The sequence below is a fragment of the Nostoc sp. CCY0012 genome (genome assembly GCF_963920855.1).
In the GTDB taxonomy this organism is placed as follows: Bacteria; Cyanobacteriota; Cyanobacteriia; order Cyanobacteriales; family Nostocaceae; genus Cyanocohniella.
In genome coordinates, this window is record NZ_CAWUDM010000050.1 from 1 (window position 1) to 21,511 (window position 21,511).

The following is a 21,511-nucleotide window of genomic DNA, read 5'->3' on the forward strand; positions in this document are numbered from 1 at the left end:
CTCAGTCAGACTCCTGGTATACAAGCGGTTCAAGACTTTTCTGCACCACTAAGGCACAACAGATTAAAAAGCTAAATCAGTCAACTTTCTGCTTAATAATGGCGCGGAAGTTTTACCCAGATTCTACTGGTCAAAAAACTGCTAAACCTGATGATAAAATTAATAAACCATCAACCCGCAAAGCATTAGCAATGGCTGGTGCTGGTGTGCAGTTTCTATTACCCATCGAAAAGACCCGAAAAGCAAACTGTCTTAAACTCGCAAATTTTTTCCATAGGATGCAATCAGCATTAAAAGATTTAATCTTTGCTCATTCTGGTCGAATTGATGATATCAAAGAAAAAGCTGATAAGTATCTGCAAAATATTCCACCCGAAGCTAGACCAAAAGAAATTATTGCAATTACAATTGTCCGGAAACAAAAGGGTCGCGCTCGTGGAAACATTGGAAATACATTTTTACCAATAGCAATCCGCATCAATGTAGATACAGGAAAGTGTGAGTTCTGCTGTGCTTATGATAGAGGAAATTTAGTCACCAGTTCGTGGGCTAGTTTTTCTGATGCACGGGCTTTTATTGCACAGCTTACTCCAATAAAACTTGCTGATAAAGAAGAGGTACGCAAGACCCGATTCATGGACTTTGTAAAAAAGATTATTTCTGAATCTGTGGAAGAAGGGAAGCAACCATTGATTATGATTGATTCTTCCAACTGCGTTAAACTTTGGAATTGGTTAGCTGATATTAGAATTAATGCTAATGAAATTAACATTGGTTCGTGTCAAAATATGCAAATTAATTGGCAAGGCGCACGTATAATTCGCATACGCCAGGAAATTGCCCCTGGCATTATTGAGAAAAAATCTAGACATTTAATAGAGACTTCTGTAGAAGATACTAGAACTAAAGAAGAACTAAAGGAACTGCCTCCTACTCTAGAAATTCCTTCAGCATCTAGTGCAACTGGCTTATTTCGACTCAGTGCAACTAACAAAACTGGATGCGTAGCTTATCTATCTGTAGCGCGTGAGCTACCACATCAACATACTCGTGGTCAAAGTTGCTATCGATCAACCTACAGTCTAGATAAAAAAACTAATTTACTCACTAAACAAGCTCCGTTTGCAGGTCGCTGGCCTACTCCCAACCCCCTTGAGATTGTCGTTACCTTACGCCAAGCAGAAGACAACCCTGACGACTTAGCAGCCTTTGTAGAGTCACTACGCTACGGCTTTGGTCACTACAGTGATTGGACAGCCTTACCTGCTCCCCTATTTTTTGAGCGTGTTGTACGAGACTACATTAGCGATTTCACTATTGAAGATGAGGAAACTGAATCAGACTAAAATGTCTCACCACTAAACAACAAATTTCCCAAGAAATCCACAACCCCACACATTTAGGATTTCATGTTCTACTAAAGTGCGATCGCCAAATCTTCAAGCTTCATTATTTGGGCAGACTACAGATGGCGTTATACATTAATAAATATATCTGTAACACCTGACTAATTTGGGCTTGGTATTTCACAGCGAAGGGTTTAGAAATGTTTACTTCGTCAGAGACTCCCATAATTGGGACAATTTTACTAATTGCTTTGGGTATTTTAGGTTGGGGCTTTTATCGCGCTAGGCCTTTTGGGAAACTGGGAATCTTAGCCTGGTTGCAGTCGGTGGTATTGATGACTCCCTGGCTGTTATTCTTCGGTTTATTTGCCGCAGGAATTTACATTAATATAGTTGGTATCTTGATTTTGGTGGTAGTTTCTGCTGGTGTGTATGTTTATTTAGGCAGACAGTTACGCACCGCTGGGCAAGATGCCATACTTAAGCAACGGGCAACCGAAAGATTAGCGGCTAGTTCTGCACAGGAAGCAGAAAATAATCCGCAAGTGGTGCTGGAGGAATTAAAAATCGAACCACTACCAATCCCCGATGAAGATTTAAGCGCCATTAAAAGTATTTTTGGGATTGACACATTTTTTGCCACAGAAACTATTTCTTACCAAGATGGAGCTATTTTTAAGGGAAATCTGCGGGGAGAACCAGAAGAAGTTCATCATCGACTGACTGCAAGTTTACAGGAACGCTTGGGTGAGCAATATCGGCTATTTTTGGTAGAAAACACAGATACCAAACCTGTGGTGATTGTTCTACCTAGCCGTAATGATCCCCGTCCGATGACGTTATCGCAAAAGTCCTTTGCGGTGATTTTATTGATTGCAACTATCGCCACCAGTCTAGAAACTGCGGGATTACTGCTGAATTTTGATTTATTTGCTAACCCAGAAAAGTTTACAGCCGCTTTACCAATAGGTGTGGGGATATTTGCAATTTTGGCAGCTCATGAAATTGGTCATTGGGTACTCGCCCGTCGTCACCAAGTCCGCCTTAGCTGGCCGTTCTTTTTGCCGGCTGTGCAAATCGGCTCTTTTGGTGCCATTACTCGCTTTGAGTCTCTGTTACCTAACCGCAAGGTACTATTTGATATTGCTTTAGCGGGGCCTGCTGCTGGCGGAATCGTTTCTTTGTTAATGTTAATCACCGGTTTGCTGCTTTCCCACCCCGGTAGTTTATTTCAGTTACCCAATCAATTTTTTCAAGGCTCAATCTTAGTAGGTAGCTTGGCGCGGGTTGTCTTGGGTTCGGCTTTACAATCACCCGTAGTTAGTGTCCATCCTTTGGTGGTCATTGGTTGGCTGGGTTTGGTAATCACTGCTTTAAACTTAATGCCAGCCGGACAACTAGATGGGGGCCGTATCGTCCAAGCAATTTATGGACGCAAAACCGCAGGAAGAGCCACCATCGCAACTTTAATTTTACTAGGGATAGTGTCTCTGGGTAATGCTTTAGCTGTTTACTGGGCAGTAGTTATTTTCTTTTTACAACGGGATTTAGAACGCCCCAGTTTAAATGAAATCACCGAACCAGACGATGCTAGAGCCGCTTTAGGTCTTTTGGCTCTCTTTTTAATGATTACCACCCTCTTGCCTTTGACTCCTGGTGTAGCAGGAAGATTGGGAATTGGAGGATGAGGGTTAGGGAGATAGGGGCTTTTACCAAAAGATCAGGTTTAAAGCCGAGTGGAATTGTGGGCGGTAGCTCCCCTTACTCTGTTGGTTGTACTCTTACGGAGAAGCCAGCTACGCGCAGCGTCTGGTAGAGAAGCCCCAACCCCCAATCCCCTAGGGCGTGTTTTCAAACTCGTTATATCCTCAAAAAAGAGGCGATCGCCTTTGGCGCTGCGCTGCGCGCAATCGCTTGGGGATGATCATGAATCGAGGAGACTTAAGCAACGAACGTTGGGAGAGGTTAAAACTGTTACTACCACAGCAAAAACCGAAAACAGGCAAGCCAAGTAATGACCAGCGCACTATCAACCGACTTAAACAATTTCGTCGCATCGCCACCTGCTATGGCAAACTTGCAGCCGATTATACAGCTATGATGACGATCGCCTCCATTTTGTTGTGGTTATAGTTTGAAAACACGCCCTAGCCTCTAGCTCCTAGCCCGGTTATTCTAATACATTAGACAATCAATATTGTAATTAGGTAGGTACACACTGTGGCAAAGGCTTCATTTTCTTGGCAGCAACGGATCAACCAGATTCCCATTTGGTCGCTTTTAGAGTTCAAGACAAGAAGCCAGAAGCAAAGAACTTTCAAGCCTTTCTCTGGGCCAGGTGGTATTCTCGGCTTCCTGACAATTATCATTGCTATGCTGCTGTGGAACTGGAAACTCCTCTTGGCACTGATAGTAGGTATTGGGGTAATGTTATTAGTTTACTCAATGCCAAAATGGAACTGGCAACTAAACTGGTCGGAAGTACGGAAGTTTTTAAATGGCCCTAACTTTCGTTTAGCCTTAGCGGTTGGTAGTGGAGGTATTGCTACTGTTAGTACATATATGGCATCTGCCATCTGGGTTGAGTCTACCAGTTCTTGGATTGCCACTGGGATGATTTTGCAGGGTTTGGGGACGCTATTAACTTTAATTTTATTGGTGTGGCAAATTGTCAACTTTTATGGCAACCAAGAGGAAGACAGTATTAATCAGTGGATAGTCAATTTAACCGAGTCAGATCCCTTGAAGCGTTTGATTGCTATCCGCCAATTAACACAAATTATTACCAATAAACATCTTGATTCTCAGGTGCAGCAAGAAGTTGTCCAATGCTTGCAACTATTACTCAGTCAAGAACAAGAAACAGTCATCAGAGATGCCGCTTTAGAAAGTTTACAAGCCTTAAATGGTTTACAATCAAGTTCATCCAGTGCCATGCCGACATTGATTCCGCTATCGACAAAAGTCAAAACTCGCATATACCAGTAGTTTTGTCATTGCATCACATAGCACCAGATAAAAGGCGATCGCCTGATAAAACCCTATAATCTAACACGCTTTAATGAAGGTTTTGAGACTTCGGCGTGTTTCGTACTTAGGGTCTGTTGTCCATACTGAAACCATTAACTAGTTTTGTCTTTGATTTGTTGAGAAGTAGCTTCCAAAAATTCCACTATTACCTGTGTGAGTTTATGGATACCCTCACTACCCCCGGCAATTAACCCGCCTGTTAAAAACACATCTAACCAACGAAAAACAGTTACTTGATTATCAGGTAAACCCTGTATATTCACAAATGTTTCTAACGCACGAATGCCGACTGCACTAGTCATAATACCCAGTATCAGAGATGACCACTAAGCGTCGTGTATCAGATTTGTAGTTAGCCCTATCCATTTCATTGCTTTTTAAAGCATCAATTTCTAAATTCAATTGCTCAAATAAATCACCTTCTTGCCTGGGAGATTCTTTAATCACCGTAGCTGATTTTTGAGATAATTCACTATGATTAACGAGGCTTTCTTTAACTGATGTAGCAGAAATTTCAGTTTGTGGTTGATTTTCTAAGCGTTTATTGATTTCATAAATTTTACGTTCATGCTTATGGAGTTCAACATCTATTTTTTTGATAGTTGAACCCCGCCACGTGGATATAAAAACTTCTAAAGCCCGTTCTAGAAACAAAGAAATAAGTAAAAGTAAAGTTAGTAACTGCGTAACTTCGTTGACTCCGAAATCTTTAATAATGAGGGGTTTGGCAGATAGCCAAGTTGGCCAAGCAACTATAATGGCACCAATAACTGTTAAAAATAAAAATTGTTCAATTTTTTGTTTTTCCGCATTTTTGCGGTTTTCTGGAAATCCCTTCATAATTATTAAAAATCATCAATTTTTTTGTGTCCTGTTATTTTCACTTCAAAGTGGTTGCTCTTGTTTCCAGAAAAAGCGGGTAAAAATTCCATATCAATATTCATCCTCCAAAATCCGAAGAATTTTGAAGGATTGATTGCGGGGTTTTCAGGAGGCTACTTTATGGTAAATTTTCCCATTGCGGACTTGTACCACAGGATTATTGCACCGACGGACTAGTTGTTCATCGTGGGTGGTGACAATGACTGTGGCCCCAAATTTATTTAACTTTTGGAGAATCTGCATGATTTGCCAAGAATTATCTGGATCAAGGTTACCTGTTGGTTCATCGGCTAAAAGTAAAGGTGGCGTTCCCACGATCGCCCGCGCAATACTGACACGTTGTTGTTCTCCGCCAGAAAGCTGATCGGGAAAACAATCGGCTTTAGACAGTAAACCCACTAGCTTTAATGTAGGTTCTAAACGCCGTTGAATTTCTTTGCGGGTATACCCTTGAGCTTGCAAGACAAAAGTGACATTTTCGGCGACTGTGCGCTGGGGAATCAATTTGTAGTCTTGAAACACAATCCCAATGCGTCGGCGCAATAATGACAAGCGATCGCCCCGCAAATTTTTGACATGGCACTCATCAACAATTACATCGCCTTGTGTGGGCAACTCTTCGCCATATAACAGTTTTAAGAGAGTGGATTTTCCCGAACCACTGGGCCCTGTAATAAAGAGAAATTGTTTCTGTTGCACCACTAGATTCACGTCCAACAGCGCATAACAACCGTTGGCATATGTTTTACTCACAGCTTGTAATTGCACCATGGCCGCAGTATTGCTACTGTGCTGTTGAGTTTTGCCCTCTTCTGTGTTAATCGATTTGTCAGTAGTTCCTGGGGTTACTAATACTGGCATTGCTAGACTTTCCTCACGTCCTCAACCAAATAGCTGGAAATTTGCGATTTGAGATGCACCTTAAAACCAGGATTCCCAGGCAGCACCCAGGAATCTCAAATCACTAACCCAAAAATTAAAGTTTTGGAAGTTGTGAGGATTTAGTCAGTAATAATACTGAATATTAAGTACTAAATTGCACCCTTAATAGTTAAACGATACAGAAAAGCTTTCAATGCAAACTCCGGCAAAGCCAACATTCGCCGCCAACGCCAAGGTTCTTGATAAAGCCGATATAACCACTCTAAGTTATTATTGCCCAGCCAAGCTGGCGCACGAGTTTTCGTCCCTGACCAAATATCAAAACTTCCCCCGACACCAATCCAAATTGCTTGGGGACACAAATGGCGGTTTTGGGCAATCCATAATTCTTGACGTGGTACTCCCAAACCCACAAAAATTACTTGTGGCTGCAATTCAGTCAGTGTTTGTTTTAATTGCTCTTCTTCATCTGGGGAATGGTAACCAGAGTGAGTACCTACTAAATTCAAACTAGGAATTTGCTGCTGCCAAAACTCTGCGGCTTTTGCTGCTACTCCAGGCGCTCCACCGTAGAAAAAAAGTTTGGCATCTGTCTGCTGTTCTCCTATTTCACGCAACAAAGTTTCTGCTAGCTCAATTCCTGGACAACGCTGTACTTTTTGCCAGCAAAGCCACTGCAAATACAGAACTACCCCCGCACCATCGGGAATCACTAGCTCGGCATTGTGAATTACCTGAGCTAAAGAAGGATTCCGTTCTGCCTGCATAGTCATTTCTGCATTGAGCGTGACTACATGAGTCCCTGTGCTAAGTTGCAAGCATTCTAGCAACCAGCCTGGATAGTTACTCATAACATGAACTGGTATTCCCAGTACCGAAAACATTTTAGGCGGTTTAGACATAGCCTAGTTCTTGATTAAACTCACACCAGATTCTCTAGAACGATAGTCTATCAAATTTTTTAATAGGCCGCCTGCGGCAAAATGAGTAATAAATAATTTGCTCATTGAGCCAGGAAAACTAGGCTAAGTAAGTACTCAAGCTGCGTAAGCAGGCTGAAGTAAGACTATATACCACGATTTTTATTGAATAAAAATATTTTATATCACCGCCAGAGCTTTGTATCAGCGATTTTTGACAAGATTTTTGGCCCGACAAACCAAAAATATGAGGTTTCATTGGATTTATTTCATCTTGTGAGTTCACACACCTGCCACAATAGAAAGCAGAATTAAACTACTTGGGGTTAATCTTCGCTGCTGTTATATTGAAGTGTTTTGTACAAATGTTTTTAAACACACCGCATCTATATCTAAAGTTTTTAGTCAAGCATTTTTCGCCATGCAGCAATGCAGAGGTTTCCAGAGCGAAAAAATTTAATGTACCCCATTGAAGTTAAGGTAATGTCACGTGCGGAATTTGGCTATGAGTAAAATTCGGATTGCTCTGATTGAAGATCATGACCTCACTCGTGTAGGTATTCGGACAGCTTTACTCCAGAAGAACGAAATCGAAGTTGTGGGAGAAGCTGCCAATGCAGTAGAAGGGCTGAAGATGTTAAAAATAGCACAACCAGATATTGCCATTATCGATATTGGTTTGCCAGATAAAGATGGTATTGAACTAACGCGGGAATTGAAAGCTCTGACAGGTGGAGAAGACTCATCAATTAGGGTGCTGATTTTAACGCTTCAGGATAATAAAGAAGCTGTGCTGGCAGCTTTTGCCGCCGGAGCCGACTCATACTGCATGAAGGATATCAAGTTTGATAATTTACTAGAAGCTATACGTGTAACCCACAATGGTAACGCTTGGATTGATCCAGCGATCGCCCGGATTGTGTTACAACAAGCACAACAAAATCCGCCGAAACTAGACACAGACACCACAGATCACAAAAATTCTTCGCAAAACTCAGATTCTGAGGAATATCAAGAAAATATTGATGCTTATACCCTTACAGAAAGAGAATTGGAAGTGTTACAGTTAATCGTCGAAGGTTGTAGTAATGCACTCATTGCCGAACGACTATATATCACCGTGGGAACTGTGAAAACACACGTCAGAAACATTTTGAATAAGTTATGTGCCGACGACCGCACTCAAGCGGCAGTACGTGCCTTACGTTCTGGATTAGTAGGATAAATTTAATTTTTGGGTGTAGCAAGCCCGAAATCAACTAAAAGAAGTTAAAACTTTTGAGTCAATTTATACACTCAAACTGGGTAACTTCTGTGACAAGATAGGTTGTTGATAATTATTAGGTGAGATAAAAATTATTCTATCTCGCCACTTAAGTGTCCGTAAATTTAAAGTCAAATATGACTGATACAGGGATAGAAAAACTAAAGCTCATGGTCGTAGATGATGAGCTAGATAACTTAGATTTACTTTACCGTACTTTTAGGCGAGATTTTCAAGTATATAAAGCTAATCATGCCCTGAGTGCGCTAGAGATTTTAGACAAAGAAGGCGAAATGGCTGTGATTATCTCGGATCAAAGAATGCCGGAAATGAACGGCACCGAGTTTCTGAGTCGCACAGTCGAGCTATTTCCCGATACAATTCGGATTTTACTCACGGGGTTTACTGATGTTGAAGATCTAGTAGATGCCATTAACTCTGGTCAAGTATTCAAGTATGTCACCAAACCTTGGAAGCCAGAAAGCTTGAAGGTTTTAGTTGAACAAGCCACTGATACATATCGCGTAGTTAAGCAGCGTACCTACGAGTTACGTCGGGCCTTGCGGCGAGAATCATTGTTTAATGCGGTGACAACGGCAATTCGGGAATCTTTGGATTATGGCAGTATGCTACAAAAAATTGCTGCTACCATCGGCGAAACATTTGCCGCTACTTATTGTTTACTCAAACCAGTAGAAGGCGATCGCCTAACAGCAGACGAGTTTTACTATCAAGATACTGAATTTAGTTTACCTTGTTGTGACTACGATCCTGATCCGTTAATTGAAAAAGTTCTGCAAACTCGCCATTATCAACTGACTCAAAATACCTATAACGGCAAATTATGTCACCACTTGGTGGTACCACTTTCTTACCAAAAACACCTGTTAGCTATTCTGGCTATTTACCAATGGGGAGACGAACCACCTTGGCACAATGAAGAAATTCAACTAATTGCAGGTGTTGCCGAACAAGCAGCTTTAGCTTTATCTCAAGCAAAACTTTACCAGGATCTCCAAGAAAAACAAGCGCAGCTAAGAGCTGAGTTAGAAGTTGCTCGACAAATTCAAAATAATCTACTGCGCCAAACTTTGCCAGATATCAAAGATGCGAAGTTACAAGCCTGCTGTTACCCTGCGCGGGAAGTGGGAGGTGATTTTTTTGAAGTCTTTGTCCATCCCAAGGGCGATTTATGGATAGCCGTAGGCGATGTTTCTGGTAAGGGTGTTCCTGCGGCTTTATTCATGGCTAGTGCTATTTCCGTATTGCGGCGAGAATTATCTCAAGAAACACCAGCTGAACCGAATGTGGTGGTACATAATCTCAACAGCGCTCTTTGTGATGACTTAATTGGCAATAATTGCTTTATTACTCTCATCTTAGCCCGTTATACCCCGACCACAAGAGAATTGGTATACGCTAACGCTGGACACATTTATCCCCTACTTTGGTCACGTCCAGGCACCATAGCTGCTGAACCTCATTATCTCAAGGTGCGCGGCATTCCTTTAGGTATCTTACCTCAGTGGCAGGCTCAGTCGGGTCAGTTGGTTCTCGCGCCTGGAGACACCATCCTGCTAGCCAGTGATGGAATTACTGAAGCTGTAGTATCAAATGAACTATTGGAATGGGAGAAATCCGAGGGTAGCCTTCAGCCAATTGGCCGTTCTATGCTGAATCAAGAAGGTCTGTGGCAACTCTTGCAAACTGAACCCCAACCGTTCTCGTTGAATCATTTAATAACTCGCATCCAGGCAGATAACCAAGTTCAAGAAGATGATCAAACTATACTTTCATTGGAGGTTTTGTAGGTAATGAAAAGTGAGCTGCATGTACCAAGTGACTTAAATTATTTAAACATAGTCGAAAGCTGGTTACTAGGATGCTTAAAAATCCAGCTAAAAGAATCTGTTGATTGGTCACGGCAATCAAGTCGTTTGCGACTGGCTTTGGTAGAAGCGTATTCCAATGTAGTACGTCATGCCCACAAAGAGCAGGCGAATTTGCCAGTATTACTACGATTGGAACTGAAAGATCGAGATATCGCCTTAGAAATTTGGGACTATGGCGAAGGCTTTGATATGTCTACTTACTTTGCACCCAATCCTACAGATAAACAAGAAGGTGGCTATGGTTGGCTGATTATGAATCGTCTGATGGATAACGTAGAGTACCAATTACAAGTTGATGGTGCAAATTGTCTCAAGTTAGAAGCTACTTTACCAGAACTAGCTAGTTGATAATTTTGACAATTTTCAATGCTCAGATTGCCGATTGCTAGACTTTTACTGTATTCTCTACGCTCACTTGCAGAAAAAGTCTGGTAATTGCTAACTTTTTTATACACTCAGAAAGCTTGTTGGGGTATTTTGTTGAATGATACCCTGCGATAATCAGAGTCTTTTATGTTGACACATGAAACAATCCTTAATTCATGGGATAGCGGGGACGTGGTTCATGGACTAACCACACAGGCGGTACCATCATCGCTTCATAGAAGTCAATTGTATAAAAGACTCCCGGTTGAGCTTTCAATTCCACAACCGATCCTGGTAAATACTCAAACGCTTCATCCCAATTGGTTGCTGTCTCAAAGTTCATCATATTACATCAAATTATTTATGCGTGAAGATGGCAATTTGTCTATGGCTTGCCATCTGATAATCAACAGTAGAAATCACTTCTGTGTAACCGCATTTCACCGTAGCTTGGCACCCAAGCAATCCAACTATCCGGGGATTCCTGGCATAGCAGCAGTGCTTCGTCAAAACTATACTCATCGGGAAGTTGAAGTAGCTTAACCCACGAGTCACGATTATAAGTAATGTTGCAGACAGGATGCCCTGTAGGCGCACTTGTCTTATGAATTTCTGGAACTAATGGACAGGTTAAATAAGTTGATTTCAGTAGCATTTCTAGCCTCCGTCTCGCTCAAGGAAATTGGGCTTGGGGCAACTTCACCCACCAAGCCAACAAAGATAATCTAATTTATTTCTGTATCCATTGTTACAGTTTCTTGGATTTATAGCTTTAATTATTTTGCATAAATTTACAAAATACTGAAAGTTCCTCATTACAGTTCGCAGAGGTAATTTCATTAAAAAATATTAAGCGCGTTACTAACTTTTGCTAACTTTATTTGATTTCTCACTAGTAACTATTAAATACTGGAATATAGGCGCAAGCTGAAAATGCTGACTTTACATCAACAAAAAAGTAATGCTCAGATAAAACCAAAGATAACTAACGGCATAACCCCACAATCCTCAATCTTGATCCCCAGGATGATCAAGGGGTAAAGAATCACCTTAAGCGAACCAAAGTCATGACTCAATCTAGAGAAACTTTATTTTGTTTGTCGCCACGCTATCGCCTTGATGACGAATCGCCTTGGCTAGAGGGTATTGACCCCAGCCGTCATTACTGGGTGGCAGTGAATGGTGACAAAAATTTAACAGTAGCTATACCTGGGTTGGTAGTTTCTTCAATGAGCGAGTTGAAGCAGAATATTCGCCAATTTCGCGCTTTACAGCCAGGGGAAAAAATGACTGTGGCGAGAATTGCCAGTGCTTGCACAATTCACTGTATTAGTTCCAATTGTTATGCAATAGAAGATCAAATAAATGATGCTCAAGTTTGGCATCTATTTGATCAAGAAACTTTAGATAGTTTGTTAATGACTGCACATCCAGATTGGCAATGTGCGCCATCAGATATGGAATTAGGGCGTAGATTATTACTGCGCTCTTTGCAGGAGACAACCGCTACTAAGAAGTGAAAAAGCAGGGGGGCAGCACTTCGGCTACACTCAGTGGACGGGGGCAGGGGAGAAAAACCACCCACATATTTTTAAAGATTAGCACCGACTTATTTATTATCTACTGGTTAATCTTCCCGACGCAGAGAAAGTAACTCTTGGGGAGAAGCTAACAGCTTGATATTAGTGCTGAGAATTTGCTGTTGCTGGTTGAGGGTAAATAGCCACTTTACATTGACACCACACCAAGAAGTTTGAGCCTTACCTATTACTTGAACTTGGATGTGGCCATTTTCTAAAGTCTCAGCTGTTCCTTGCCGGGGGAAGGCTTGAATATTTTCAGCTTCTTGTTGTAAATAGGTAGCGATCGCACTTGGGCCCACAATACCAGATTCAAAAGGCGGATACATCACACCATCATCGGCAAATAAGGCAGCAGTAGCCGGAAATTCTCCGGCATTTAAAGTTTGAAAGTAACTCAGGATGCTGGATTCTGCAATTCCCTCAATTTGAAATTCTGTTGCCGCAATTGATTCAGCCGCTGTCATATAATCACCTGATATTAAGCTAACTGAATATTCATTGAAATATAAAAGTAGATATAAAAAAAGTTGCTATGGAGGTAGATTGCCAAAAGTACAAATAAATCTTTCTCGAGAAATATTAAATATCACTTGTGAAAGAATTTTTTCCCAGGTGTGAGCCGGGGATATACAATTGGCAACACATTGAGGTTGGAAACTTATGGACAGCTGTTTAGTCGGCTAGGGGGTCAACGCCCATCTCAGCTACGACTTTGCGGAGGACAGTGATTTGCTGACCAAAATCTAGTTCCTTGATAGCTTCAAGTACTTGTACACCATCACGAGATAGTTGATAGCCTGCTGGCATGGGAGCAACCAAGCCTTTTACCATTAATTCTGATAACTCGTACCAGAAAGCTAACTTCGTGTTATTGCTGAGAATACCGTAGGAGCGGCAAATTGGGGTGTTTTTCTTAGCAGCCAAGTCACGCATAACATTTAACTGGTCTGCATGAGACATCTGCTTAATTTGAGTTAGTAGACCTGCGGCTAATTGTAAACGAGCAGCACCTGTAGCGGCTGGTGTAATCGAACGTCCCATTTCTGTGTAGGCATACCAAAGCACTGCCAGTTGGTCATCGATGCTGAGGCTTTGGAAAACCGCAGTTGTGGAGGTAACAGCATCACCAGGCTGGTTGCCGTAATTCAAGGCGTTAGACAAGCCAGTTGCAGCGGAATCAGAAGTAAATGTCATGATGGCACCACAGTTGATGAATTTAGGTAAAAAGGTAATTAATGTGAGGTTTACATTACTCTGGGTTTTTTGACCTCTGTGTCTACATTCTGCATTATTTCTTAATAAACGGCAAATAAATTTTACATATAGGTGTGGTAACAAATATTAAACACAGGCTGTAGAAGCATAATGTATAAAGAAGTTGCCCAGAATTGCGGCCCAATTCACATAAAGAAATGAGTCAGTATTGCGTAACCAACAGCAGTCTAGTTAAAGAAAAAGCCCAAGAGTTGGGATTTCATCAGGTAGGGATTGCAGCTATAGCAGAGGGAGATAATACAGATAATCAGAGGTTAGAAGCATGGATAAACCAGGGTTATCACGCCGATATGCAGTGGATGAATAACCCCAAGCGTCAAGATATTCACTTAGTAATGCCAGAGGCGCGATCGCTTGTCTGTGTCGCTTTGAATTACTACACCCCACATCAACGTCCAGAGGGCGAAGAATATGCCAAAATCTCCCGTTACGGCTGGGGTAGAGACTATCACAAGGTGATGCACAAAAAGCTTAAGGCGTTGACAACCTGGCTAGAATCACTGGATGCAGGTATTCAAGCTCGTTATTATGCCGACACGGGCCCGGTACAAGATAAAGTCTGGGCGCAACGAGCTGGTATTGGATGGATAGCCAAAAATGGTAATGTGATCACAAGACAATATGGCTCTTGGGTATTTTTGGGAGAAGTGTTGACAAATCTGGAACTAGAGAGCGATCGCCCACATACAGAACATTGTGGTAGCTGTACTCGTTGCTTAGACGCTTGTCCCACAGGTGCTATTACTCAACCTTTTGTAGTGGATGCTAATCGCTGTATCGCCTATCATACCATTGAAAATCGGTCAGAATCATTACCAGAAACCGTCTCCCCTCATTTACAGGGTTGGGTTGCTGGTTGCGATATTTGCCAAGATGTTTGTCCTTGGAATCAGCGTTTTGCTCAGACAACGAATGTGGAAGATTTTCACCCTTATCCTGCCAATGTTGCGCCCCAGCTGATAGAATTAGCCAACATCTCAGATGAGGAGTGGGATAAACGATTTCCGGCATCAGCGTTGCGGCGGATTAAGCCAGAAATGTTACGACGAAATGCCCGTGCTAATCTTGACGCATCCAGACAACAGCATGACCCAGAAAGTAATTATTTTTGATTTTGATGGCACGATTGCGGATACAGTTGATGCTCTTGTCAGTATCGCCAATCGTTTCGCTGTAGAGTTTGGTTATGTCCAAATTACGCCAGAAGAACTTGCCCTCTTAAGAAATTTCACCTCTAGGGAAATTATTAAATATTCCGGCATCTCTTTATTAAAAATTCCCTTTCTTTTAAAAAAAGTCAAAGGAGAATTAAAACACAAAATCCAGGAATTTAAGCCAATACCGGGAATCCAAGAAGCCTTAATAGAACTGCAAAGCCAAGGTTATAGATTAGGAATTATTACATCTAATTCCCAAGAAAATGTCACAGCCTTCCTGAAAAATAATGAGTTAGATCAATTATTTGATTTTATTTATTCAGGAGTCACAATTTTTGGTAAGACAACAATAATCAATAATGTTTTAAGACAAAAACAACTGAAAACTCATGCGGTAATTTATGTTGGAGATGAAACCAGGGATATAGAAGCCTCAAAAAAAGCTAATATTAAAGTGATTGCAGTCACTTGGGGCTTCAATTCTCCAGAAGTATTAGCTAAACAAAACCCAGATTTTTTGATTCATCAACCCAGCGAACTTTTAGCAGTGATCAAAAGTTGTAAAAATTAAAACTGCCTTCACCCTATTAGGGTGAGGCTGTGCAGATAAAATTTGTTTTTCTCGTCTTGAAACGATTTAGGCGAATTTAATCTTAATTAAATTCCGACAAAATTACTTTTGCCGTTCACCTTTTTTCAATGCTTGTTGCATTAAATCATCATTAACATTGCTTACAGCCTCATTTTCAGAACCCCCGATTTCCTTAGCCATTTCTGAGTAATCGCTGGGATTCCCGCTTGATTGGGACTTAGATGTAGTTTCTTTAGCTTCAGGTATTTTTTGTTCAGGGGCGGTAGCAGTAGCAGCAGCAGCTTCACCTTCGCTTGTGCGGTCGATATCACTAACACTAAATTTTTGAGCAGCCGCATAATCAGCGTCAAAATCAACCTTTGGTGTTTTTTCTTCACCACTAGCCATATTTTCAGCAGCTAATTGTGCATCGTGGGTGGGTGCTTCATTAACGTTGGGCTTTATTTTATCGTTCTTATCACTCATAAAATGGTAGGTAAAGTTTTTTAATTGCTGGAGCGATCTTACCAAAGCTATTGGTAATAACATTTCCGTCTAGGGAGATATTTATATATCTATTAAATGGTAGGTAATAATGTTTACAACCAATAAATATAACTCTTACTTCAGGAAGTAGATTATAAGTGCTTAACTCTGATAATTCTTAGTTGACTCTATAAAATTATCATGGAGATCAGTTGTGACTGCAAGTTCAAATAAAACTACTCAAGCCTTGAGTAATGAAACTCTAAACGTAGTAGAAGCCTTTAATGCCTTAGATACCGATGCTAAATTAGCTTGGTTTTATTTAGTTTATAAAAAAATGGGTAAATCCATTACTCCAGCAGCTCCTGAAGCGACTGATCCAGAACTTGCTCCTCTGCTGTTGGGAGATTATTTCCAATTATCAGATGATCAACAAATGGCAATTATGCGGGATATAGTTAACTGTGCAGACACAGAATATTCCCGCGCCTATGGTGCGCTGAAAGAAAACAACCAACTTTTAGTTTGGTATGCTTGGGCAGTAGCTATGGGAAATACGGTCATTGGAATGCCTGATAACTACCAGCCAACTGATGCGATTAAGAATTTGCTTTCTCAAACTGAAAAACTAGATTTTGAAGGGCAAATATCCGTATTCCGCACCATCGCTGGTGAAATGGGTCACAGCGATGTCAAACCCATTGAAACACAAGCACAAACAGGGAAAACTTCTAGTTTGTAGGGACTGGTGACTGGTGACTGCGAATTGTTTAAGACAAAGTTAGTTGAGTCAAATCGTTTGGGGTCAAGTTGGTGTGAATTACTTCACCATCACGAAACCAAACAACGCGCTGTGTTTGACGGGCTACTTCTGATTCGTGAGTCACCATAACAACCGTAATTCCACTGGCATTTAATTCGCTAAAGATATCTAATACTTCTTGAGTTGTATGGGAATCTAGGGCGCCAGTGGGTTCATCGGCGAGGAGAACAACGGGACGGTTGACAATAGCACGGGCGATCGCCACCCGTTGTTGCTGTCCACCAGATAATTGAGTGGGTTTGTTATTCAGGCGGTTTTCTAGACCTACTTTTGTTAAGGCTTCGGCGGCGCGATCGCTTCTTTCTCTGGGGTCAACACTCGCATATACCATTGGCAACATGACGTTTTCTAAAGCTGTGAGTTGGGGTAACAGATGGAACTGTTGAAACACAAACCCCAATTTTTTATTCCGAATTTTTGCCAAATCTGCATCGTTCATTTGGGCGACATCAAGATTATCTAAATAATAATGTCCGGTGGTGGGGCGATCTAAGCAGCCGATAATATTCATGGCGGTAGATTTACCAGAACCGGAAGGCCCCATAATTGAACAATATTCACCTTCATAGATAGTCAAATTTACATCATTCAATGCTTTGACTTCAGTTTCACCACTACCATAAATTTTAAAGATATTCTCTAAACGAATAATTGCCGATTGCGGTGCAGGATTAGGAACGAGAGCATCGGTAATTGTGATAGTTTTTGCCATAATAATTTATTTATTAGTCTATAGTTGAGTAATCAAAGTGAATTATTTTGAGTATTTATTTCTCCACAGGTATTAGTTTCACAGGATACAATGGCTCAGATCCATTTAATTGCCAAATTCTAAATACCAATACAGCAGCTACAGTTAGCCATACACAAGAAAATGATAAAGTCATTCCGGCTACAGGATTAGTTTGCCAATAAATTGCCGTCACCGCTATAGCAGATAACCAAGGGCCTAAAATAACTACAGGAACAGCCGCACCTAATCTCCGTTCTACAGTAAAAATCGTATTCCAAGTATCTCCTAAAGCCAGATGTACCACAAACAAAATTAAAGGCAGCACTAAAAATTGGTGATTCATTTGCTGCCAAACTAATACAGAAGAAATTACCCGCAAAACGGCAATTATCATCCAAACTATGGGAAATGCCAAAGGTGGAGGGGCCCATCTTGGTCTGATTATTTGGTCATAGGTCTGACGAGAACGGGTATTATCTAAAAGAGAAAAAATTCGGGAACGGATACTTAATACAGCAAAAAATAATCCAGTCAATAAAGTACTAAACCAACTGGGAAAAGAAGAATTGTTATCAATCAACATTACTAATTTTTCCATTCCCAGCAACACAAGAATCATGACTACTATTTGTAAAATAGTTCCTAATTTGTAAACTAAAACAGCGCTGATATCTAGTTCTTGTGTAGTAGCTATTGATGTATCTGGAGAATATTGTTGATTAAGATTTTTTACCCCCATAACTGTATTAACAAACTGTTCAAGTATTCCACTATTATTGGATTGATTCATGATGAAGAGATTGTGCTTAGTTTGTAATTAGTTATAAGCTGATAATTTTGTGGTGATGTATTCCTCGTATTTTGTTTATTCGGTCTAGCAAACATATTTATATTTGGTCAATCATGCCTTCCACTATTCTGTAGTGGTCATTTTGTAACCTTAATTTTAGACATTTAGTGGTTTCATGATTGATACTCTAGTACAGCACAGCGCAAATAGGCATACCATTTGGAATCGTCAAATAGCCTGTTTGATAAGCTTTTTGACTTTTGACTTTTGACTTCCGCGCAGCGGTACTAATCTTTGCTAATTCGTTGAAAAAGATAACCTGTTCCTCTTGCTGTCAGGATATATTCGGGATTTTCGTGGTCATCTTCTAACTTCGAGCGCAAACGCGAGATATGCACATCTACAACACGAGTATCCGCGTGTTGTTCTGAACTATAACCCCACACCTGTTGTAAAATCTCTCCACGAGAAAACGATTTTCCACTGTGGCTCACCAGCAACTCTAGCAAGCTATACTCTACACCCGTCAAGCGAATCCGCTCATCGCCTCTGTAAACTTGTCGCTTATTTGTATAAATTTTCAGATTATCTACTTGGATTATCCCTGAACTGGGAACACCCACAGCACTTGATTTACTGAAGCGTCGCCGTAAAACTGAGCGAATTCGCGCCTCTAATTCTTTGGGCGAGAATGGCTTAACTACGTAGTCATCAGCGCCTAATTCCAGGCCAGTAATCCGATCTGCTACATCTGCCAAGGCTGTTAGCATAATAATTGGCACATCAGATTCTTTACGTAATTCTTGACACACACCATAGCCATCTAGCTTTGGCATCATCACATCTAAAACTACTAAGTCCGGCTCAGATGAGTGAAAAATTGACAACGCCTCTTCGCCATCACTAGCGGTGACGACATCGTAGCCAATCATGGAAAGACGCGTTTCTAAAATCCGGCGAATGCTAGCTTCGTCGTCTACCACCAGAATTTTTTCTTTGTGACTTTCCAAGTTTTTCAATGCTCCTTCACGGTAACAACTCTTATATGTGGACAGTTAGGGGAATACCATTATCAGTGGTTTTCAATTTTAGTATAAATGGCACAGCTTTCAATACCCATTCAGACACAGGGGTATAATTGGACGCTTCTTCCCCAAAGCTAATAGTGAGCATATCAGTATGAATAATCCCTGGATTAAGAGGAATAGCTGCCATACCAGCAGGAAGTTCTTCTGCTAGAGAACGAGTTAATCCTTCAATTGCCCACTTGGAAGCGCAATATGGTGCCACTTCAGGAGAAGTAGAGCGTCCCCAACCAGAACTGAAGTTGACAATAATACCACGCTTGTTTTTTACCATTGCTGGAACAAAATGGCGAATGATATTCACTACTCCTTTAATATTAATATCAATCAACTGGGAAAATTCATTAGAGGGTACTTGCCATAAAGGTGCTGGGTAATTAACAATTGCTGCGTTGTTAATGAGTATATCTGGTGGTTGATATTTGTTGAGTACGTGTTTTGCCCATTTTTCTACTTGCTGTTCATTTGCTACATCTACAGCGGTGAAATCGTTTGGCTCGCTAAACTTCTGACGTAGTTCCTCGATAGCTGCTGATGAACGAGCGCAACCAATAATAGTATGACCTTCTTGAATAAAACGCTCGGTCATAGCGTAACCTAAACCTTTACTGATGCCTGTAATTAAAATGAGCTTGTTCATACTTACCTAAAATCTAAGTAGGACGGCGTAAATAATTAAAGGTTTGTAGTGAGGACTTTAGTCCTCAAAGTGAACTAAGTATATTGCGCTAAATTCCGTAAAAGCGCATACTCAAGATGTATCAATAATAAAATCTCAACTAGCCTGATAGTCTGAGATTGCTCTTGAGCCACACCAGTCACAATCAATGATTAATAGTAATTCCATTAAGAGAATACTACTTTTAGCTGCCAATCCCATAGGCAGTAAATATCTGCGCCTAGATGAAGAAATGAGGGAAATCCAGGAGGGTCTAAAAAGGTCAAAGAATCGAGAGCAATATGCAATAGCTGTAGCACCAGCAGTACGTTATCGGGATATCCACAGAGCAATTTTAGAACACGAACCACATATCATTCACTTTTCCGGACATGGAGCAGGAGAAGAAGGCTTACTATTTGAAGATGAATCAGGTCAAGTAAAATTCGTTGATGCAGAAGCCTTAGCAGGATTATTTCAACTATTTTCCGAACAAGTAGAATGTGTAGTTTTAAATGCTTGTTACTCTCAATGCCAAGCCCAAGAAATAGCACAACATATTAATCATGTTATAGGCATGAATCAAGCAATTGGTGATAGAGCAGCAATTGAATTTGCTGTGGGTTTTTATGATGGACTGGGTGCAAATAAAGGCTATGAGTTTGCTTATAAATTAGGTTGCAATTTGATACGTATTGCCGGGATAGCAGAAAACCTGACACCTCAATTAATTACTAAAAGAGAAACAGCATTATCAAATCCTCCACATGACTCAAGGATAATATATATTGAACGTCCACCCATTGAAGCTAAATGTTATCAAGCAATTATCCAACCGGGGGCGTTAATTCGCATTAAAGCACCGCAAAAAATGGGTAAGACATTACTGCTGGAAAAAATACTAGATTATGCGAGACAACAGGGTTATCAAACAGCAAAAATAGATTTGCAACTGGCTGATATTGATATTCTGGATAACTTAAAAACATTTTTGCAATGGTTGTGTATTGAGGTTGCTGACAGTTTAGATTTAGAACCAAAACTGGATAAACATTGGCAAGACATTTTTGGTATCAATAAAAACTGTACTCGTTATTTTCAAAAATATTTATTATCCATTACCGATACTCCTCTAGTTTTAGCCATAGATAATTTTGAAAGACTGTTTGATTATCCAAATATTTTTCCCCAATTCTGCTTATTACTACGTGGGTGGTATGAAACTGCAAAACAAGGAGACAAGATTGGGAATATTTGGAAGAAACTGCGGTTAGTGGTAGTTCACTCTACTGAAGCTTATCCTTCCCTAGACACTAATCACTCACCTTTTAATGTGGGAACAGCAATTGATTTACCTGAATTTACACTGCAACAAGTATCAGAACTCGCCCAGCAAAATGAGTTAAGGCTTTTGGGAGAACAAAGCTTAATGCAGTTGATGGCGTTAGTAGGAGGACATCCTTATTTAATACAGCAGGCTATCACCCAACTGAAAAGTCAACAAGTCACCCTAGAAGAACTGTTAAAACTAGCACCAACAGAACAGGGCATTTTCAGCGACCATTTACGACAACAATTGTGGCATTTACAACATAATTCTCAGCTTGAGTTAGGGTATAAACAAGTAGTAATGGCGAATGCACCAGTTAGGCTAGATACTGAGGTTGCATTCAAGTTGCATAGTTTGGGTTTGGTAAAACATTCCAGTAATGATTGTGTTCCTAGTTGTGATTTATATCGTCAGTACTTCTCAACTCATTTGGGGTAG

Annotated in this window: 25 protein-coding genes; 12 read left to right on the top strand and 13 right to left on the bottom strand. The window is 40.7% G+C overall.

Going from position 1 to position 21,511, the window contains the following annotated elements; translation table 11 throughout:
* The 4 genes from ACM0OS_RS15815 to ACM0OS_RS15830 form a co-directional block, all read left to right on the top strand.
* A partial coding sequence (locus ACM0OS_RS15815; RefSeq protein WP_414544147.1) for an RNaseH domain-containing protein occupies window positions 1-1,346 on the top strand: 1,346 nt, incomplete at its 5' end.
* A gap of 200 nt (window positions 1,347-1,546) precedes the next feature.
* The gene (locus tag ACM0OS_RS15820; RefSeq protein ID WP_414544148.1) at window positions 1,547-3,034 is read left to right on the top strand and encodes a site-2 protease family protein; all 1,488 of its coding nucleotides are present in this window, start codon (window positions 1,547-1,549) and stop codon (window positions 3,032-3,034) included.
* 157 nt (window positions 3,035-3,191) lie between these two features.
* A complete protein-coding gene (locus ACM0OS_RS15825; protein WP_414544149.1) occupies window positions 3,192-3,479 on the top strand; it encodes a hypothetical protein in 288 nt (95 codons plus the stop codon).
* A gap of 87 nt (window positions 3,480-3,566) precedes the next feature.
* Window positions 3,567-4,334 carry an armadillo-type fold-containing protein gene (locus ACM0OS_RS15830; protein WP_414544150.1) on the top strand — a complete coding sequence of 256 codons (768 nt, stop codon included), beginning with the start codon at window positions 3,567-3,569 and terminating at the stop codon, window positions 4,332-4,334.
* Window positions 4,335-4,468: 134 nt separating this feature from the next.
* Here ACM0OS_RS15830 and ACM0OS_RS15835 read toward each other — a convergent pair whose 3' ends face one another.
* From ACM0OS_RS15835 to ACM0OS_RS15850, 4 genes are all read right to left on the bottom strand, one after another.
* Window positions 4,469-4,678, bottom strand: a complete 210-nt coding sequence (locus tag ACM0OS_RS15835) for a hypothetical protein (protein WP_414544151.1) — start codon at window positions 4,676-4,678, stop codon at window positions 4,469-4,471.
* On the bottom strand, window positions 4,671-5,216 hold the full coding sequence (locus ACM0OS_RS15840) for a hypothetical protein (RefSeq protein WP_414544152.1): 546 nt from the start codon (window positions 5,214-5,216) through the stop codon (window positions 4,671-4,673). Before ACM0OS_RS15840 ends, ACM0OS_RS15835 begins: the two co-directional genes overlap by 8 nt.
* 147 nt (window positions 5,217-5,363) lie before the next feature.
* On the bottom strand, window positions 5,364-6,119 hold the full coding sequence (gene ftsE / locus ACM0OS_RS15845; protein ID WP_414544153.1) for a cell division ATP-binding protein FtsE: 756 nt from the start codon (window positions 6,117-6,119) through the stop codon (window positions 5,364-5,366).
* Between the two features lie 170 nt (window positions 6,120-6,289).
* Window positions 6,290-7,042 (bottom strand): WecB/TagA/CpsF family glycosyltransferase, encoded by a 753-nt coding sequence (locus ACM0OS_RS15850; protein ID WP_414544154.1) that lies wholly within the window; start codon window positions 7,040-7,042, stop codon window positions 6,290-6,292.
* A 523-nt stretch (window positions 7,043-7,565) separates the two neighbouring features.
* Between ACM0OS_RS15850 and ACM0OS_RS15855 the strand changes: the two genes are divergently transcribed.
* The 3 genes from ACM0OS_RS15855 (at window position 7,566) to ACM0OS_RS15865 (ending at window position 10,564) form a co-directional block, all read left to right on the top strand.
* On the top strand, window positions 7,566-8,285 hold the full coding sequence (locus tag ACM0OS_RS15855) for a response regulator (RefSeq protein ID WP_414544155.1): 720 nt from the start codon (window positions 7,566-7,568) through the stop codon (window positions 8,283-8,285).
* A 176-nt stretch (window positions 8,286-8,461) separates the two neighbouring features.
* Complete coding sequence (locus tag ACM0OS_RS15860; protein WP_414544156.1) at window positions 8,462-10,135, top strand: SpoIIE family protein phosphatase; 1,674 nt, start codon at window positions 8,462-8,464, stop codon at window positions 10,133-10,135.
* Between the two features lie 3 nt (window positions 10,136-10,138).
* Window positions 10,139-10,564, top strand: coding sequence for an ATP-binding protein (locus ACM0OS_RS15865; RefSeq protein ID WP_414544157.1), 426 nt, complete (start codon window positions 10,139-10,141; stop codon window positions 10,562-10,564).
* A 187-nt stretch (window positions 10,565-10,751) separates the two neighbouring features.
* On the opposite strand, the gene ACM0OS_RS15870 is transcribed toward ACM0OS_RS15865, so the two are convergent.
* A complete protein-coding gene (locus tag ACM0OS_RS15870; RefSeq protein ID WP_414544158.1) occupies window positions 10,752-10,928 on the bottom strand; it encodes a hypothetical protein in 177 nt (58 codons plus the stop codon).
* A gap of 60 nt (window positions 10,929-10,988) precedes the next feature.
* Window positions 10,989-11,237 carry a hypothetical protein gene (locus ACM0OS_RS15875; protein ID WP_414544159.1) on the bottom strand — a complete coding sequence of 83 codons (249 nt, stop codon included), beginning with the start codon at window positions 11,235-11,237 and terminating at the stop codon, window positions 10,989-10,991.
* A gap of 412 nt (window positions 11,238-11,649) precedes the next feature.
* On the opposite strand from ACM0OS_RS15875, the gene ACM0OS_RS15880 reads away from it, so the two are divergent.
* Window positions 11,650-12,102 (top strand): hypothetical protein, encoded by a 453-nt coding sequence (locus ACM0OS_RS15880; RefSeq protein ID WP_414544160.1) that lies wholly within the window; start codon window positions 11,650-11,652, stop codon window positions 12,100-12,102.
* Between the two features lie 107 nt (window positions 12,103-12,209).
* Here the strand turns inward: ACM0OS_RS15880 and ACM0OS_RS15885 are convergent, their stop codons facing one another.
* Both ACM0OS_RS15885 and ACM0OS_RS15890 read right to left on the bottom strand, forming a co-directional pair.
* Window positions 12,210-12,629: a ketosteroid isomerase family protein gene (locus ACM0OS_RS15885; protein ID WP_414544161.1), complete on the bottom strand. Its 420-nt coding sequence runs from the start codon at window positions 12,627-12,629 to the stop codon at window positions 12,210-12,212.
* A 208-nt stretch (window positions 12,630-12,837) separates the two neighbouring features.
* Window positions 12,838-13,359 (bottom strand): orange carotenoid protein N-terminal domain-containing protein, encoded by a 522-nt coding sequence (locus ACM0OS_RS15890; RefSeq protein WP_414544162.1) that lies wholly within the window; start codon window positions 13,357-13,359, stop codon window positions 12,838-12,840.
* Window positions 13,360-13,577: 218 nt separating this feature from the next.
* On the opposite strand from ACM0OS_RS15890, the gene queG reads away from it, so the two are divergent.
* The gene (gene queG, locus ACM0OS_RS15895) at window positions 13,578-14,552 is read left to right on the top strand and encodes a tRNA epoxyqueuosine(34) reductase QueG (RefSeq protein ID WP_414544163.1); all 975 of its coding nucleotides are present in this window, start codon (window positions 13,578-13,580) and stop codon (window positions 14,550-14,552) included.
* Window positions 14,527-15,168 (top strand): HAD-IA family hydrolase, encoded by a 642-nt coding sequence (locus tag ACM0OS_RS15900; RefSeq protein WP_414544164.1) that lies wholly within the window; start codon window positions 14,527-14,529, stop codon window positions 15,166-15,168. The genes queG and ACM0OS_RS15900 overlap by 26 nt, the downstream gene beginning before the upstream one ends.
* Window positions 15,169-15,270: 102 nt before the next feature.
* On the opposite strand, the gene ACM0OS_RS15905 is transcribed toward ACM0OS_RS15900, so the two are convergent.
* Window positions 15,271-15,654: a hypothetical protein gene (locus ACM0OS_RS15905; protein ID WP_414544184.1), complete on the bottom strand. Its 384-nt coding sequence runs from the start codon at window positions 15,652-15,654 to the stop codon at window positions 15,271-15,273.
* A gap of 214 nt (window positions 15,655-15,868) precedes the next feature.
* Between ACM0OS_RS15905 and ACM0OS_RS15910 the strand changes: the two genes are divergently transcribed.
* Window positions 15,869-16,396 (top strand): orange carotenoid protein N-terminal domain-containing protein, encoded by a 528-nt coding sequence (locus ACM0OS_RS15910; protein WP_414544165.1) that lies wholly within the window; start codon window positions 15,869-15,871, stop codon window positions 16,394-16,396.
* Window positions 16,397-16,424: 28 nt separating this feature from the next.
* Here ACM0OS_RS15910 and ACM0OS_RS15915 read toward each other — a convergent pair whose 3' ends face one another.
* From ACM0OS_RS15915 to ACM0OS_RS15930, 4 genes are all read right to left on the bottom strand, one after another.
* Complete coding sequence (locus ACM0OS_RS15915) at window positions 16,425-17,189, bottom strand: ABC transporter ATP-binding protein (protein WP_414544166.1); 765 nt, start codon at window positions 17,187-17,189, stop codon at window positions 16,425-16,427.
* A gap of 55 nt (window positions 17,190-17,244) precedes the next feature.
* Entirely contained in the window at window positions 17,245-18,000 is a 756-nt protein-coding gene (locus ACM0OS_RS15920) for a TspO/MBR family protein (RefSeq protein WP_414544167.1), read from the bottom strand.
* A gap of 287 nt (window positions 18,001-18,287) precedes the next feature.
* Complete coding sequence (gene rpaB / locus ACM0OS_RS15925; RefSeq protein WP_414544168.1) at window positions 18,288-19,010, bottom strand: response regulator transcription factor RpaB; 723 nt, start codon at window positions 19,008-19,010, stop codon at window positions 18,288-18,290.
* Between the two features lie 31 nt (window positions 19,011-19,041).
* Entirely contained in the window at window positions 19,042-19,725 is a 684-nt protein-coding gene (locus tag ACM0OS_RS15930; RefSeq protein ID WP_414544169.1) for an SDR family oxidoreductase, read from the bottom strand.
* Window positions 19,726-19,912: 187 nt separating this feature from the next.
* On the opposite strand from ACM0OS_RS15930, the gene ACM0OS_RS15935 reads away from it, so the two are divergent.
* A complete protein-coding gene (locus ACM0OS_RS15935; RefSeq protein ID WP_414544170.1) occupies window positions 19,913-21,511 on the top strand; it encodes an AAA-like domain-containing protein in 1,599 nt (532 codons plus the stop codon).

Excerpts from the sequence above, each read along its gene's own strand:
- ACM0OS_RS15900 (WP_414544164.1), top strand. The coding sequence starts at position 14,527 with ATGACCCAGAAAGTAATTATTTTTGATTTTGATGGCACGATTGCGGAT.
- ACM0OS_RS15840 (WP_414544152.1), bottom strand. The coding sequence starts at position 5,216 with ATGAAGGGATTTCCAGAAAACCGCAAAAATGCGGAAAAACAAAAAATT.
- ACM0OS_RS15905 (WP_414544184.1), bottom strand. The coding sequence starts at position 15,654 with ATGAGTGATAAGAACGATAAAATAAAGCCCAACGTTAATGAAGCACCC.
- ACM0OS_RS15890 (WP_414544162.1), bottom strand. The coding sequence starts at position 13,359 with ATGACATTTACTTCTGATTCCGCTGCAACTGGCTTGTCTAACGCCTTG.
- ACM0OS_RS15880 (WP_414544160.1), top strand. The coding sequence starts at position 11,650 with ATGACTCAATCTAGAGAAACTTTATTTTGTTTGTCGCCACGCTATCGC.
- ACM0OS_RS15870 (WP_414544158.1), bottom strand. The coding sequence starts at position 10,928 with ATGATGAACTTTGAGACAGCAACCAATTGGGATGAAGCGTTTGAGTAT.
- ACM0OS_RS15920 (WP_414544167.1), bottom strand. The coding sequence starts at position 18,000 with ATGAATCAATCCAATAATAGTGGAATACTTGAACAGTTTGTTAATACA.
- ACM0OS_RS15915 (WP_414544166.1), bottom strand. The coding sequence starts at position 17,189 with ATGGCAAAAACTATCACAATTACCGATGCTCTCGTTCCTAATCCTGCA.
- ACM0OS_RS15885 (WP_414544161.1), bottom strand. The coding sequence starts at position 12,629 with ATGACAGCGGCTGAATCAATTGCGGCAACAGAATTTCAAATTGAGGGA.
- ftsE (WP_414544153.1), bottom strand. The coding sequence starts at position 6,119 with ATGCCAGTATTAGTAACCCCAGGAACTACTGACAAATCGATTAACACA.
- ACM0OS_RS15855 (WP_414544155.1), top strand. The coding sequence starts at position 7,566 with ATGAGTAAAATTCGGATTGCTCTGATTGAAGATCATGACCTCACTCGT.
- ACM0OS_RS15820 (WP_414544148.1), top strand. The coding sequence starts at position 1,547 with ATGTTTACTTCGTCAGAGACTCCCATAATTGGGACAATTTTACTAATT.
- ACM0OS_RS15935 (WP_414544170.1), top strand. The coding sequence starts at position 19,913 with ATGATTAATAGTAATTCCATTAAGAGAATACTACTTTTAGCTGCCAAT.
- ACM0OS_RS15875 (WP_414544159.1), bottom strand. The coding sequence starts at position 11,237 with ATGCTACTGAAATCAACTTATTTAACCTGTCCATTAGTTCCAGAAATT.
- ACM0OS_RS15930 (WP_414544169.1), bottom strand. The coding sequence starts at position 19,725 with ATGAACAAGCTCATTTTAATTACAGGCATCAGTAAAGGTTTAGGTTAC.
- ACM0OS_RS15850 (WP_414544154.1), bottom strand. The coding sequence starts at position 7,042 with ATGTCTAAACCGCCTAAAATGTTTTCGGTACTGGGAATACCAGTTCAT.
- ACM0OS_RS15860 (WP_414544156.1), top strand. The coding sequence starts at position 8,462 with ATGACTGATACAGGGATAGAAAAACTAAAGCTCATGGTCGTAGATGAT.
- queG (WP_414544163.1), top strand. The coding sequence starts at position 13,578 with ATGAGTCAGTATTGCGTAACCAACAGCAGTCTAGTTAAAGAAAAAGCC.
- ACM0OS_RS15865 (WP_414544157.1), top strand. The coding sequence starts at position 10,139 with ATGAAAAGTGAGCTGCATGTACCAAGTGACTTAAATTATTTAAACATA.
- ACM0OS_RS15835 (WP_414544151.1), bottom strand. The coding sequence starts at position 4,678 with ATGACTAGTGCAGTCGGCATTCGTGCGTTAGAAACATTTGTGAATATA.